The sequence below is a fragment of the Solidesulfovibrio sp. C21 genome, from assembly GCF_047785625.1.
Lineage (GTDB): Bacteria > Desulfobacterota > Desulfovibrionia > Desulfovibrionales > Desulfovibrionaceae > Solidesulfovibrio.
In genome coordinates, this window is record NZ_JBLODY010000003.1 from 34,851 (window position 1) to 48,249 (window position 13,399).

The window sequence follows — 13,399 nt, forward strand, 5'->3', positions numbered from 1 at the left end:
TATGAAAGGTATGACTCTAACATCCTTACATGGAAAAGGTTGGGAAGGGGCGTGCGGAAAAGGAGGGGGGCCGGTCTCAAGGGGGTTCCCCGCGCGCATGGCTTCTGCATACCGCTGGCCTATTGCCATATCGTGGAGCTATTATGAGGATTTTGTTGCTGAATCTGACGCGTTTCGGCGATTTGCTCCAATCCCAGCCCGCCCTGGCCGAACTGGCCGGCCAGGGCCACGAGATCGGGGTGGCCTGCCTGGAAAACTTTGCCGGGGCGGCGGCGCTGTTGCCCCAGGCCGCGACGATTCTGCCCCTGCCCGGCGGCCGCATTCTGGCCGGGCTTGACGGGGACTGGCACAAGGCCCTGGCCGCCGTGGCCGAATTCACCGACCGGGCGGTCCGGGAGTTCGCTCCCGAGGTGGTTGTCAACCTGACCCCGGCCCTGGCCGCGCGGCTGCTCGCCAGGCGGCTTTGCGGCGACGCCGTGCGGGGATTTGGCCTCGATCCCCTGGGGTATCGCCACGAATCCTCGCCCTGGGCCACCTTTCTGGAAGCATCTTCGGCCAGCCGGGGTGTGAGTCCTTTTAATGTCGTGGACCTGTTCCGCAAGGCCGCCGGAGTGGGCATCGGTCCGGGCCGGTTTGCCCTGGCCCGGCCGTCGCGGCAGGCCCTGGACGCGGCCGGGGAGCGGCTGGCCGGGGCCGCGCCGGAGGAGGCGGCTTTTTTCGTGGGCTTCCAGCTCGGGGCCAGCGCCGTCGCCCGACAGTGGCCCGTGGCCGCTTTCGCCGGGGTGGGGGACCGGTTGTGGGAGCGGTTTCGGGCCGTGCCGGTCCTCCTCGGCGCGTCCGGGGAACGCGAACTCGGGGTGCGCTACGGGGAGCTTGCCGGCAGTCCCTTCGTGAATCTGATCGGGGCCACCGACCTGCCGACCCTGGCCGCCGTCGTTTGCCGCCTCCGGCTGCTCGTTTCCAACGACACCGGCACCTTGCATCTGGCTGCCGGCTGCGACGTGCCCTCGGTCGCCATTTTCCTGGCCACGGCCCAACCCTTCGATACCGGCCCCTACCGGGAAGGCTGCCTGTGTCTGGAACCCGACATGCCCTGCCATCCCTGCCCGTTCGGCCGGCCCTGCCCGAGCGCCAACGCCTGCCTGACAGCCATCGGTTCGCAAACGGTGTTTGCTGCCGTAGCCGCCTTTCTGGAGCAGGGGGCTTTTCCGGCCGGAGCCTATCCCGGGGCCAGGGCCTGGCTGTCGGCCCTCGATGCCCAGGGATTCATGGACATGCGTTCCCTGTCCGGCCATGACGCCGAGCCCCGGGCGGTGTGGCTGCGGCTGTTGCGGCGGGTGTTGCGCCAATTCCTTGACGAAGAGGCGTTTGCCGGGCCGGGACCGGAGCCGGAGTTTTTTTCCCTGCCCACGGCACGGCGCGAGGGGGTGCTGACACTGCTTGGGCAATCCGCCGACCTGCTGCGGCTGCTGGAAGGACAGGCCGGGCTGTCGGCCCGAAACCAGGCCATGAAGTCCCGCTTTCTGGCCGGCTGGGACCGCTTAAGCGGCCTGTGGACGGCATCGCCGGAGCTTGGCGTGCTCGGCCGGCTGTGGATGCAGGAGGCCCAGCAGGCCCCGCCGGACCTGCCCGGACTGCTGGCCCGCATCCGGCGCTACGGCGACTGTATCGCGGCCATGGCCGCCTGCCTCGGGAGCGCCTGATCCCTCTGGCATGGTTGTTGTAAGAGAAGCAGCGGGAATGGAAATCCTTTCCCTCAGACAACAACTCCAGAGGGAGGCACGACATGATAAGCGTTGATGGCCGGACGACCAGCATGGAGATCAAAGAGTTCCACAACCTCGAGGAAATTCTGCTCCAGATCATGGATGGCGGCGAACTGGAAGGGCGCGTCGTCACGGACGTTCTCGTCAACAATGAAAGCTTTTCCGAAATTTATCCCCATCAGGCCGAGGACATCGAGGCCGAGGAGATCACTTCGGTCGAGGTCAAGAGCGTGCCCGTGGTCAGCATGGCCCTGGATATCGCCACCGAGCTCGACAAGGTGGTGGTGCTCATGGACCGCGGCGCCCGGCGCGTGGCCGACCTGTTCCGCCAGGCCGAGGATGCCGAGGCCCTGGAGGTCTATCAGGATCTGATGGATGTCACCCGCGATTTTCTCAACATGATAGGGGTGTTGCGCGGCGAGTCCCTGGCCAAGGGCTCCGGTTCGTTCGAAGCGTCCGCCGACGAGATTTCCAACCTGTTCTCCGAGATGATGGAAGTGCTCGAGAACGAGGACTGGATTTTGCTCGCCGACCTGCTTGAATACGAATTCATCCCGGCCATGACCCGCTGGAAGGCCGTCACCGCAGAATTGCAGGAGAACTTCCGGGGGCTCCGCGAGGAATAACGCCATGTCCGACAAGCTTGAATATCTCGAAGCGGCATTGGTTGCCGGCGAACGCGAGCTGCATTGCCTTCTTGCCGGCGAAATCGAGGAGGCGGAGGCGCTGGCCAAAGATCGTGGCCAGTTGCTGGAAATGGCTTGGCGTTCCACCGACCCGGATGGCATTGCCCAGCTTCGGGACAAGCTGCTGAAGCTCAAGAACCTGCAAGGCCAGCTGACCGTCGAAGCCAGGCGCCTGCACGCCGAACTCCAGACCGACCTGCAACGGGCCAAGCAGGAAAACCAGCGCCTCTCCGGCTACCGCTCCAGCGTGCGCCCCAATCCGGCCGTGCGGCGATATCTGGACAAGGCTGGTTGATCGTGCCCCCTCTGGCACTTTTTGAGCCGGGCCTTCGGGTCCGGCTTTTTTTTGCGCATGATGGCGTCAGAACTTTGACAAATCGGTTATTATCCTTTTGAATGTTCTGGAATGATTTAATAAAATTATTGGCAAGCTCCTTGCTAGAGAAACGGAAAGCGGGAAATGCCCGGCCAATTCGGCCGGGCGCGCGCGCAAAGGAGGACGGCATGCTTTCACTTTTCGGCGGCGACAAAAAGAGCCGTGGGGGGCGTCACGAGGAACTCAAGAAGGGCGCGCGACTCAAGAATGCCAAGGAGATGTTTTTCTCCGGCAAGTTTCCCGTCGTGACCACGCCGGGCATGGAAGGCCGCAAGGTCCGCAAGGTGCTGGGGCTCGTCAGCGGCCGCGGCTTCGACTCCGAGTGCGCCTTTTACGGCCTGACTGCCAGCGCCATCGACATCGGCGCCGACGCCATCATCGGCTATCAGGAGAACGTGGCCTTCCACCCCGACGGCTCGCGCTATTTCTCCTGCTACGGCACGGCCGTCATCCTGGAGCGGGAACAGCCTATCTCGTCCGCGCGCAAGTCGATCGGCGTCAAGTCCCTGATGCATTGATTCCCGGTCGCAGCGACCGGGGAAAGACAAGGAGGAGCGCCATGAAGCGCCACGTCATAACCCTTGCCGCCTGTGTCCTGCTGTTTGGGGCCGGGACCGCCCCGGCCCGGGAATATACCCAGGGCACCACCTATGTTGAACCCCGTGGCGGCGTCTACGGAACCACCAATCCCAACGTCAACACGGTCGGCACCTACGGCGGCGCGGCCGGCCACTACGTCATGGATGGCGTGGCCCTGGAGGCCGAGGGACAGGGCTATGCGGTGGACCAGCAGAAAAAGACCCGGACCGTGCTGGGCGAAGCCACCACGAACGAAACCGCCAATGCCACGAGCGTGGCGGCCATGGCCCGCTGGGACTTCATGCGCACGAACAAGGGAACGCTGTTCGTCGGCGGCGGCGGCGGCGGTGTTTTTTCCGACAAGCCACTGCCCTACAACGGCGACACGCAAAACGGCATGGGCCAGGCCGACCTCGGCGGCTCCGTGGCGCTCGGCAAGGATGTGAGCCTCAAGGCGGCCGGCCGCTTCCAGCACATGGGATCGTTTTCGGGCAATGGGCTCGACAGCCTGGGCGGCAATGTCGGCCTCAAGATCAGTTTTTAGGCGATCCGGCGTCCTTGTCCGGATTGTCCGGCTTGCGCGGGGGCTTGGGGCGCGAACCGCACCCCGTGTCGATGCCTCACCCCCGTATGCCGAGCTTGGGGAAGACGACCCGGACGATCAGGAACCAGACAACCATGACGCCGATGAAAAGCAGGGTATCGTTCATGGGGTGAACTATGTCTGGAAATTTCCGCCATGTAAAGCCCTTTGTGTCGCCCGGGCCATTCTTGCCAGCCCCGACCGGGGATGCTAACTTCCTTGCATGATAAGAAAAGACGGCAATTGCCGCAAACGTGATCCGGTTGCGGCCCCATCCCCTCGGCCGGCCAGGATGCCGACCGCGATCCGCGTGGCGCTTCTGTTGCTTTGGGCCGTGCTGTCGGCCGGTCCGGCCCTGGCCGGCGCGCCGGTTTTTCCCGCTCAAATCGTGGCGGCTGTGCCCCACGATCCGGGCGCGTTCACCCAGGGGCTGCTTTTTCACGGCGGCGCGCTTTACGAAAGCACCGGGCTCTACGGCCAGTCGTCCCTGCGGCGGCTCGATCCGGCCACGGGCAGGGTGCTGTCCCGACGCGCCTTGTCCGCGCCCTATTTCGGCGAGGGACTGGCCCTTGTCGGCGATCATCTGTACCAGCTGACCTGGCGGGAGGGGCGGGTGTTCGTGTCCCGGCTGTCCGATCTTGCGCCCCTGCGCGAACTGCCGCTAGCCACCGAAGGCTGGGGGGCCTGCCTGCTGGGGCAGGACTTGGTCGTCAGCGACGGGTCGGACAAGCTCTTTTTTTACGATCCCGAAACCATGGCCCTGCGCCGGACCGTGTCCGTGACCGACGACGGTGATCCCGTCCTGCGTTTAAACGAGCTGGAGGCCATTGGCGGCATGGTGTGGGCCAATGTCTGGGGCGATACGCGCATCGCGGTGGTCGACCCGGCTTCGGGCAAGGTGCTTGCCTGGGTGGACTGCGCCGCCCTGGCCGCTGGTGTAACCGGAACCAGCCCTGACGACGTCCTCAATGGCATAGCCTGCGATCCGGCCACGGGGCGGATTTGGGTGACGGGCAAGCATTGGCCCAAAATATTTGAAATCAAGGTCCCGGGGCTGCCGTTCGGACAACCCGGCGGGACCGGGCGACAACCATGAAGCAGAAGTGCCGGATGTGCCGGTTTTGGAAAGGGCCCATTCCCCCCGAACACCGTTATTGTCCCCCCGAGGAGATGACTTCCGGGGAATGGGGCTATTGCAAACGCCACGCGCCCGCGCCGGCCAGCGTGCCGGTGGAACAGGCCCGGGGCAAAACCTACGTGGCTATCTGGCCGGAAACCCTGGCCGACGACCTGTGCGGCGAATTCGTGCTTATCCCGTTGAACAGAGAGTAGGAAGAGGGGAGAAGAACGTGCGAGAGGGGAAACCCTTTTGCAAAGGGTTCTCCCCTCTCGCGCTCTCCCCTTCCTAAACTTTTTCACTGTATCGATCCGTTATCGATAACAAGCTGTTATTGATAAAAGTCTTTGGAAAGGGGGCCTGGGGGGAGAACCTTTCTTCAGAAAGGTTTCCCCCCAGGTTCATTTTTCAACGCTCTTTTTCGGCACCGGGCGCAGCCAGAGCAGCCAGATGCCGCAGGCGATGACCGGGATGCTGAGTATCTGGCCCATGGTCAGCCAGCCGAAGGCCAGGTAGCCGAGCTGCGGGTCAGGCACCCGCACGAACTCCACGGCGAAGCGGAAGATGCCGTACCACAGGCAGAAGGCGCCGGACACCGCGCCGGTCTTGCGTTTTTTGGCCGAGTAGAACCATACGATGCAAAAAAGCGCCAGCCCTTCCAGGCTGGCCTCGTAGAGTTGGGAGGGATGGCGTGGCAGGTCTCCGGCCCGGGGGTCGAGAAAGACCATGCCCCAGGGCAGGTCCGTGACCTTGCCCCACAGCTCGCCGTTGATGAAATTGCCGATGCGTCCGGCCAGGATGCCGAGCGGGATCAGCGGCGCGGTGAAATCGGCCACGCCCCAGAAGCCCTTGCCGGTTTTCTTGCCCAAAAACCAGATGACCACGGCCATGCCCAGAAAACCGCCGTGGAAGGACATCCCCCCTTCCCAGACCTTGAACAGGTTCAGCGGGTTGGCCAGGAAATCGGGCAGGTCGTAGAAAAGCTCGTAGCCCACCCGGCCGCCGATGACCACGCCGAGCACCGAATAGGTGATCAGGTCGTCGACCATGATCCCCGTCCAGCCCGAATCGGGCCGCTTGGCCCGGTAGCGGCCGAGCAGCCAGGCGGCGCAGAAGCCGATGAGATACATGAGCCCGTACCAGCGGATGCTTAAGGGCCCAAGCTGCAGGGCAACGGGATCGAAGTGGGGATAGGCGAGCATGGCGAAAGGTGCCTTGGCGGGAACGCCGGTTGCGGTGCGGGGATGGAGCGCCTGCCCGGGGGGCGGCGTCAAATGGCGGAGCCGATTTCCTGGAGCAGGGTTTGGGCCTTGGCGTAATTCGGATTGATGCCCAGGGCCTTTTTCAGATAGCCGACCGCCTGGTCCTTTTTGCCGTAGCGCCGGTAGACCGTGGCGATATTGTAGCAGATTGCTTCGTTGGTGCGCCACAGGTCGGCATTGAGCGAAAGCGCCCGATCCAGGTGCTGGTAGGCCTCGATGTATTGCTTGCCTTCGGTGAAGGCCATGGAAATGTTGTAAAAGAGCCCGGCGTCTTCCGGAGAAATCTTGAGCGCCCGGCGGTACTCGGCGATGGCCTCCTGCCATTTGCCCTGGCGTCGCAGCATGAGCCCGAGGCGGTTGAACGTCTCGATGTCCGAGCGGTCGAGCATGTTCTTGCGCGTGTTGAGCGTCTGGCGCAGATACTGCTCGGAGAGTTCCGGCGCGGCGTCCATGCAACGCGCGGCGATGAGCTGCGTGACGCGGCTTAACCCATCCAGGGCTTCCTTGGTGGCGATGCGCACGGCCTGGTCGAAGGCGGCCTTGGCCTTGTCGTTGTCGCCGAGCTTCACGTAGCCCGCGCCGATGTCCACCTTGCGGTCGACATTGAGCGGTGAGAGCTTGTCCAGGCGTTCCAGGAACTTGAGTTCCTCGACCGTGTTGCCTTCCTCGTGGTGCAGGGCGGCGATTTTCTTAAGCGGGTCCAGGAACAGGCGGGCGCCTTTTTCCGCCTGGGTATAGGCTCGAAGCGCCTCGTCGCGCTTGCCCATTTCGCGCAACGCGTCGCCCATGAGCAGCAGCCCCGACGGGCTGTTGGCCTTTATTTCCAGGACCTGCTTGGCGATCTTGGCGGCTTCCAGGGGATTGCCCATCTCCAGGCTTTGCCGTCCCTGGTCCATGAGCTCGCCGAGTTGGCCGCGCGGCTTGACCGTGAAGGCGATCTTTTCCACCAGGGTGTCCGGGGAAATGGGCTTGGTGATGATGTTGTCCGCGCCAAGTTCGTGGAGCAGGACCAGCTTGTCCCGTTCCACTTCCGTGGTCAGGACAACGACATAAATTTCGTTGTTGTAGTCCGTCTTGATGTAGCGGATAAGGTCCGCCATGTTGCGGCCGTTGAGCTCCCGCTCGATAAAAAGCAGAACCTTGTTGCTCTTTGAACGGAGCGCCTTGACCTCTTTGTGGAGCGATTCAACTGTCGCGGCGTTGTAGACGCATTCTTGCTTGATGCTGAGATGACGCAGAAGCGTGGCGCGAAGATTTTTATTGAAGAGTGCATCGTTGCTGACGATAAGGAATACGCCATTGAATAAAAGGACGAATTCCCTGACGTCATCATCGAACTGGTTGTTTTTCATGTACTGCTCATGCAAAAAAGTCCGCGCGAGGCGATCACGGGTTGCTTGCGGGTTGCTTTGGATCGCTTTGGTCCGTGGTTTCCTCGGACGCCGCGGCGGCAATCATGGAAAGGAAGGCGTCACACGCCTCCGGAGCCATGGAAAAAACATGCTCCGGTCCCGGAAAAGTCCCCTTGGTAACCGCTTGGGCGTACTGCGTCAACGCATCCACGGCTGACTTCCCTAACGCGGCATATTGCTTGACGAATTTTGGATGTATCCGATCGTAGAGGCCCAGGACGTCATGGAAGACCAACACCTGGCCGTCACAGTCCGGCCCGGCCCCGATGCCGATGGTCGGCACGGGCAAGGCCTTGGTCACGGCGGCAGCCACCGGCGCGGGAATGCACTCCAGCACCACTCCGGAACAACCGGCCTCGGCCAAGGCCATGGCGTCGGCAAACAGTTCGGCGGCGTCCTTGGCCGTTTTCGACTGCACCTTGAAACCGCCAAGTGCCGCCACATGTTGCGGCGTGAGCCCCACATGCCCGAACACCGGAATGCCGGCGGCCACCATGGCCCGTACCTGCGGCGCCACCTCGCGCCCGCCCTCGAGTTTGACCGCCCCGGCGCGCCCCTCTTTGAGGAAACGCCCGGCATTGGTCACGGCCTCGGAAACCGAGGTCTGATAGGACATGAACGGCATGTCGGCGATGACCAGCGCCTTTTGCGCGCCGCGCGACACGGCTCGTACATGGTGGAGCATCTCCTCCATGGTCACGGACAAGGTGTCTTCGTGGCCGAGCACCACCATGGCCAGCGAATCGCCGACCAAAAGAAGATCGATGCCGGCAGCCTCGGCCAGCCGGGCGGCGGCATAGTCATACGCGGTCAACATCGGCAGCTTGCGCACGCCCTTGGCGGCGACAACAGCCGGAGCAGTCATCCTGGTCATAGCAGCAAAAGCCTCCGTTCTTGCGCCGGCGCGATCTTTAGCCTATGTGGCACGGCCATGCGAACCTGCATCACCGAACGCCGGGCCGAACGCATCAGGGACGTTCTGGCCAGACGGCAGACCGACCTGACCCTGGTCATAAACAACATCCACGATCCGCACAACGTGTCGGCCATATTACGAAGTTGCGACGCCTTCGGCATCCATCGCGTGCATCTGCTCTATACCGATACGGCCTTCCCGGCGCTGGGGAAAAAATCGTCCGGATCAGCCAAGAAATGGGTGGAAACCATACGCCATCCCGACGCCGCATCCCTGGCCTCCTCCCTCAAAGGCCAAGGATTCGTCCTGCTGGCCACCAGTTTTTCCGAGACGGCCCGGCCGCTTCAGGAATGGGACCTGACAGGCAAGGTCGCCATCATCCTCGGCAACGAGCACCGGGGCGTGGACGAAGAACTCGCCCCCTACGTGGACGGAGCGCTTTATATCCCGATGCAGGGCATGGTGCAAAGTCTCAATGTGTCCGTGGCCGCCGCCGTCATCCTCTACGAAGGCTTCCGCCAGCGCCTTGCCGCCGGCTGCTATGACGCGCCCTGTCTGCCGCCCGACGAATTCGACCGTCTCGCCGCCGCCTGGGAGCAGAAGTAAGGCGACCGGACTCTCTGGGGCTCCGCCCCTGTCTCTCAAGCCTCGCCTCGCCTAGCCTGATGCCAGGGCCGCGTCCTTCTTGTCCAGATCCCGCATCAATCCCTGCAAATTCTCGCGACAAAGGCGGTCGGCGTCGGGGTCGGACACGGTGTATTCGAGTTTGATCTTGTTGCCGACGATATGCGCCACCTGGGCTTGCGTCTTGGCCAGGGCGAGGCTGGAGCCTTGTTTGTGCCCCACGCGGACGGCCCCGGTGTAGAGCGCGGGATGGTTGGCCAGGAAGCAGCGGATATCGCGGTCGAGGTCGTCGAACTGGGTGGGGTTGTAGCCGATGTCGAAGCCGCCTACCGCGTCGAGGGCCGGGCGGGGGAGCAGGTGGCAGCAGCCGGACACGGACAGGCAGGGCCGGGTGTAGGCGAAAAGGCTTATGTCCGGCGCGCCCCGGCAGGGCTCGCACACGAACAGGCGTTCGTTGGTCTCGGGCAGGCTTTGCGCGCCCATCTCCGGGGGAAAGAGATTGAAGTCGGCGGACTGGTGGTCGTTTGGCGCGTCCGTATCCACGATGGCGCAGCCGATGGCTCCGGCGTCGGGGACTTCGCGGGCTTTTTCGAGGAGCCGGGATAGCCAGTCGGCTTCGGGGAAGGCGTCGTCGTCGAGGAAGGCCACGTTGCGGCAGGCGGCGACTTCGGGCAGGGCGAGCAGCCAGTTGCGGGCTCCGGGCGCACCGATGTTGACCGGCAGGCGCACGGAGACGAAGCGGCCTTCGGGGAAAAGGGGGGCCACGGCGGCCAGAACCTCGGGGGTATGGTCGTTCGATCCGTTGTCCAGCACGGCCACGAGGCTGCCGCCGAGGTCGGTCGTGGCCAGATGCGTCAGGCATTCGCGCAACAGCTCCGCCTTGTTCATGGAGTAGAGGCACACGGCCGCTTCGTTTGGTTCCGGGACGGGCGGCGTGGTGTGGGGAAGGCTTAACTCGTAGGCCCGTAGTGTCAGGTTGACGTGCTGGGGCAGGCGGCTTCGCGCGGCCAGACAGGCGTCACGCGCCTTGTCGCGTTCGCCGAGGCGCGAAAGGCAGTGCGAGGCGGCAACCGTGGCGTAGAGGCCCCAGGTCTCGCGGTCGAGGGCCATAAGGAGCGGCAGGGCGTCTTCGGGTGGCCGGCGCAGGCAGGCCAGTTCGGCGGCGAGCCGGGCGAAAAGCGCGGGCGGCAGGTTCGGGGCGAAGCCGGCAAGCAGGGACGCGGCCGCGTTGGCGTCGGGCAGGCGGCACAGGGTGGCAAAGGCCGGGGCCAGGCGGGAAAGGGCCTGCGCCTTGTCCCTGGCCGCCAGTTCCAGGTAGCGGAGGATAAGCTCCGTGTCGCCGCCGGCGCGCAGTTCGTCGAAGTGGATATCGTCCGGAGGCGAGGCCGTGGCGGCGCGCGTCAGGCGCAGCAGGGCGGCTGTCCTGGGCGGCAAAAACGGGTGCGCGTCCTGAAGCGATTCCAGAAAGGCGGCGGTTGCGGCGTCGAAGGGGTTTTCCTGAAAGGCCCAGGCGAGCATGCCCTGGGCGGCGGCCAGGCAATCGGGATTTGGCTGGCCAGCCAGGATGCGGCACAGTGACAGGCGCAGTTCCGGCTGTTGCGAGGTGAGACCCCAGACGGGCATGGCCCGGCGGATGCCGGCCGGAAATCCCGGGCCGGGGGTCGGCAGCGACGGCAGGTCCCAATCGTGAAAATCGGTCGACATGGCGGTTCTTTTCCCCTGGCGGCAATGGTGCTAGCTTTTCCCGGGAAGTACGGAACCGGGGGATAAATGTCCATTCCAGCATCGGATCAGACAACGGAGGGGGCGGGCGGCATGCCCCTCCTGGATATTGCGGCGGCGGCGCGCGGGCTTATGGCCGGGGGCTGTCTGGTCTATCCGACCGAGACGTTTTTCGCGCTCGGCGCGCTGGCCACCGAGGTGGCGGCCCTGGCGCGCATCGTGGCCATCAAGGCCCGGCCGGCGACCAAGCCCCTGCCGCTTCTCGTGGGGGAGATGGGGCAATTCGCGGCCATCTTGCCGGAAGGATTCGCCTCCGGTCCCCTGGCGGCGGATTTCGACGATCTGGCCCGCCGGTTCTGGCCGGGACCGCTGTCGCTCGTGGTGCCGTGCCGGGAGGAACTGCCGGCGCTGGTCAAGGACGCCGCGGGCCGGGTGTCGGTGCGGTTCACGCCGCATCCCACGGCGGCGGCGCTGTGCCGGCTGGCCGGTGGGGCGCTGGTCGCCACCAGCGCCAATGTGAGCGGCAATCCGCCGGCGGCTTCTCCCGAAGCCCTCGATGCGGCGGTGGTGGCGGCGGCGGATGGCGTCGTGACCGAGGGACCGGCTCCCGGGGGTGGGGTTGCTTCCACCGTGGCCGGACTTTTGGGCGGCCGCCGGCTGCGGATATTCCGGGAAGGCGCGACGCCGCTCAGTGCGCTACGGGCGGCGGGGTACGCGCTCGAGCCGTGTTAGGCGATTGAGGACCATTTCGGGGGTGATGCCGGCCAGACACGGCAGCGGCCGGGGGCACTGCGGCGCGAAATCCCCGGACGTCATGGCCGCGCAGGGCGCGCAGGGCAACCCCGCCGTGACGATCGCCATCCCCAAAGGTCCCCACTGGGCCGGCGACGTCGGCCCGAAAAGCGCCACCCCCGGCACGCCGTGCATCCCGGCCAGATGCATGGGGCCGCAGTCCGGCCCGACCACGCACCGGGCCGCGCAAAGCGCTCGGGACAGCTCGGCCATGTTGTCGGGCAGGAAAATCTCGCCCCCGGCCGGGACAATGCCGCGTTCGCGCTCGACCGGCCCCAGGACAAAGACCGGCCGCATGCCATGGTCCCGTAACATTTCCGCCAGATACTTCAGGTGGGGCAGCGGCCAGGCCTTGTCCTGGCTGCCGGCTCCGGCAAAAAGCAGCGCCGTGTCACTTGTCGGGGCATGGCGGCCGAAATGCGCTCGAAACGTTTCGGCCCAGTCCGCGGCAAAGGCGATGCCGTGCTTCGTGAGCGCCTCGCGGTAGAGCTTCGTCGGGGAAACGTCCCGGCCGGCGGCCATGCCCTGCAGAAAGAGGAATTCCTTCCAATCCGGGAGCCTCGGACGCCTGCCCAGGCCGAGGCGCACGACCAGCGTGCCATCAAGTGCCTGTGGCCAGGTCTCCCCGGCGAAGCGGGCGTCGAGCCCCCGGCGCAGTTCGGGCGGGCAGGGCGCGGCAAAGGGGGCCAGCCAGGGCGCGTGGGCGGACGGCACGGCATAATGGACCGGGCGGTCGGCGAAGTGCCGGGCCAGGGATAGGAACGCGGGCCAGGCCAGAAGGAAATCTCCAAAAGCTCCGGCATGTTCCAGAACGACCTTGTCAGGGAAGTGCATTTCGCGTACTTTGAACATGTTGGAAAAACGTATTTTTATAAACGCTTGAGACCGTTTTTTCCGGTTGCGCGGTATTTCGTTTAGAAGGCGGGAAAAAGCGTCCCAGGCCCCTTCAGGAGCCGCTGCCTCATGGCCCTTACCAAGCCTTGCCCCCATTGCGGTCAGCCCGTGGAGCATTACCGCAATCCCGTCCCCACCGTGGACGCCCTCATTCATCTTCCGGGGCGCGGAATCGTGCTCGTCAAACGCTTGAACGAACCTTTCGGCTGGGCTCTGCCCGGCGGATTCATCGATTACGGCGAGCCGGCGGAAGTCGCCTGCGTGCGCGAGGCCAAGGAGGAAACCGGACTCACTGTCGAGCTGACCGGGCTGCTCGGCGTCTACTCCGATCCGTCCAGGGACCCAAGACAACATACCATGAGCGTTGTCTACACGGCCCAGGCCCTCGACCCGGACGAACTGGCCGCCGGCGACGACGCCAAGGAGGTCGGGGTGTTTCCCGTCGGCCAGTGGCCAAGCCCCTTGTGCTTCGACCACGCGCGGATTCTAAGTGATTACGTCGCGCTGTTCAAAAGGGTCAATCCGCGTTAGACTGAAGCATTCTGGGGAATTCTCGGCGGAGGCGAACCGTTCTAGCACGGGACTCCGCCGGGTCAGCCATGATTTGACAGCCGCCAAGCCGGAATACGGCGGCGGGAGGGGCGAAGGCCATGCATGCGGCAGACGCGGC

15 protein-coding genes are annotated in these 13,399 nt (G+C 64.7%); 10 read left to right on the forward strand and 5 right to left on the reverse strand.

The window, feature by feature from the left end:
- The first annotated feature begins 143 nt into the window (after positions 1-143).
- The 7 genes from ACMZ6R_RS01565 (at position 144) to ACMZ6R_RS01595 (ending at position 5,322) form a co-directional block, all read left to right on the forward strand.
- Positions 144-1,703, forward strand: coding sequence for a glycosyltransferase family 9 protein (locus tag ACMZ6R_RS01565; protein ID WP_416108978.1), 1,560 nt, complete (start codon positions 144-146; stop codon positions 1,701-1,703).
- Between the two features lie 83 nt (positions 1,704-1,786).
- Entirely contained in the window at positions 1,787-2,392 is a 606-nt protein-coding gene (locus tag ACMZ6R_RS01570) for a hypothetical protein (protein WP_416108979.1), read from the forward strand.
- Positions 2,393-2,396: 4 nt separating this feature from the next.
- The gene (locus tag ACMZ6R_RS01575; protein WP_416108981.1) at positions 2,397-2,747 is read left to right on the forward strand and encodes a hypothetical protein; all 351 of its coding nucleotides are present in this window, start codon (positions 2,397-2,399) and stop codon (positions 2,745-2,747) included.
- A 209-nt stretch (positions 2,748-2,956) separates the two neighbouring features.
- Positions 2,957-3,346 carry a hypothetical protein gene (locus tag ACMZ6R_RS01580; RefSeq protein ID WP_416108982.1) on the forward strand — a complete coding sequence of 130 codons (390 nt, stop codon included), beginning with the start codon at positions 2,957-2,959 and terminating at the stop codon, positions 3,344-3,346.
- A 41-nt stretch (positions 3,347-3,387) separates the two neighbouring features.
- Entirely contained in the window at positions 3,388-3,951 is a 564-nt protein-coding gene (locus ACMZ6R_RS01585; RefSeq protein WP_416108983.1) for a hypothetical protein, read from the forward strand.
- Positions 3,952-4,282: 331 nt separating this feature from the next.
- The gene (locus ACMZ6R_RS01590) at positions 4,283-5,086 is read left to right on the forward strand and encodes a glutaminyl-peptide cyclotransferase (RefSeq protein WP_416108985.1); all 804 of its coding nucleotides are present in this window, start codon (positions 4,283-4,285) and stop codon (positions 5,084-5,086) included.
- Complete coding sequence (locus tag ACMZ6R_RS01595; RefSeq protein WP_416108987.1) at positions 5,083-5,322, forward strand: hypothetical protein; 240 nt, start codon at positions 5,083-5,085, stop codon at positions 5,320-5,322. Before ACMZ6R_RS01590 ends, ACMZ6R_RS01595 begins: the two co-directional genes overlap by 4 nt.
- A 186-nt stretch (positions 5,323-5,508) precedes the next feature.
- Here the strand turns inward: ACMZ6R_RS01595 and lgt are convergent, their stop codons facing one another.
- The 3 genes from lgt to panB form a co-directional block, all read right to left on the reverse strand.
- The gene (gene lgt, locus ACMZ6R_RS01600) at positions 5,509-6,309 is read right to left on the reverse strand and encodes a prolipoprotein diacylglyceryl transferase (protein ID WP_416109138.1); all 801 of its coding nucleotides are present in this window, start codon (positions 6,307-6,309) and stop codon (positions 5,509-5,511) included.
- Between the two features lie 68 nt (positions 6,310-6,377).
- Positions 6,378-7,721, reverse strand: coding sequence for a tetratricopeptide repeat protein (locus tag ACMZ6R_RS01605; RefSeq protein ID WP_416108989.1), 1,344 nt, complete (start codon positions 7,719-7,721; stop codon positions 6,378-6,380).
- A 34-nt stretch (positions 7,722-7,755) separates the two neighbouring features.
- Complete coding sequence (gene panB / locus ACMZ6R_RS01610; RefSeq protein ID WP_416108990.1) at positions 7,756-8,655, reverse strand: 3-methyl-2-oxobutanoate hydroxymethyltransferase; 900 nt, start codon at positions 8,653-8,655, stop codon at positions 7,756-7,758.
- Positions 8,656-8,712: 57 nt separating this feature from the next.
- On the opposite strand from panB, the gene ACMZ6R_RS01615 reads away from it, so the two are divergent.
- Positions 8,713-9,303 (forward strand): TrmH family RNA methyltransferase, encoded by a 591-nt coding sequence (locus ACMZ6R_RS01615; protein ID WP_416108991.1) that lies wholly within the window; start codon positions 8,713-8,715, stop codon positions 9,301-9,303.
- A 51-nt stretch (positions 9,304-9,354) separates the two neighbouring features.
- Here the strand turns inward: ACMZ6R_RS01615 and ACMZ6R_RS01620 are convergent, their stop codons facing one another.
- Complete coding sequence (locus ACMZ6R_RS01620) at positions 9,355-11,025, reverse strand: glycosyltransferase family 2 protein (protein ID WP_416108992.1); 1,671 nt, start codon at positions 11,023-11,025, stop codon at positions 9,355-9,357.
- A 111-nt stretch (positions 11,026-11,136) separates the two neighbouring features.
- On the opposite strand from ACMZ6R_RS01620, the gene ACMZ6R_RS01625 reads away from it, so the two are divergent.
- Complete coding sequence (locus tag ACMZ6R_RS01625) at positions 11,137-11,775, forward strand: L-threonylcarbamoyladenylate synthase (protein WP_416108994.1); 639 nt, start codon at positions 11,137-11,139, stop codon at positions 11,773-11,775.
- Here ACMZ6R_RS01625 and ACMZ6R_RS01630 read toward each other — a convergent pair.
- Positions 11,740-12,687, reverse strand: coding sequence for a glycosyltransferase family 9 protein (locus ACMZ6R_RS01630; protein WP_416108996.1), 948 nt, complete (start codon positions 12,685-12,687; stop codon positions 11,740-11,742). The genes ACMZ6R_RS01625 and ACMZ6R_RS01630 overlap by 36 nt on opposite strands.
- Positions 12,688-12,798: 111 nt before the next feature.
- Between ACMZ6R_RS01630 and ACMZ6R_RS01635 the strand changes: the two genes are divergently transcribed.
- The gene (locus ACMZ6R_RS01635; RefSeq protein WP_416108998.1) at positions 12,799-13,260 is read left to right on the forward strand and encodes an NUDIX domain-containing protein; all 462 of its coding nucleotides are present in this window, start codon (positions 12,799-12,801) and stop codon (positions 13,258-13,260) included.
- Positions 13,261-13,399: the final 139 nt, after the last annotated feature.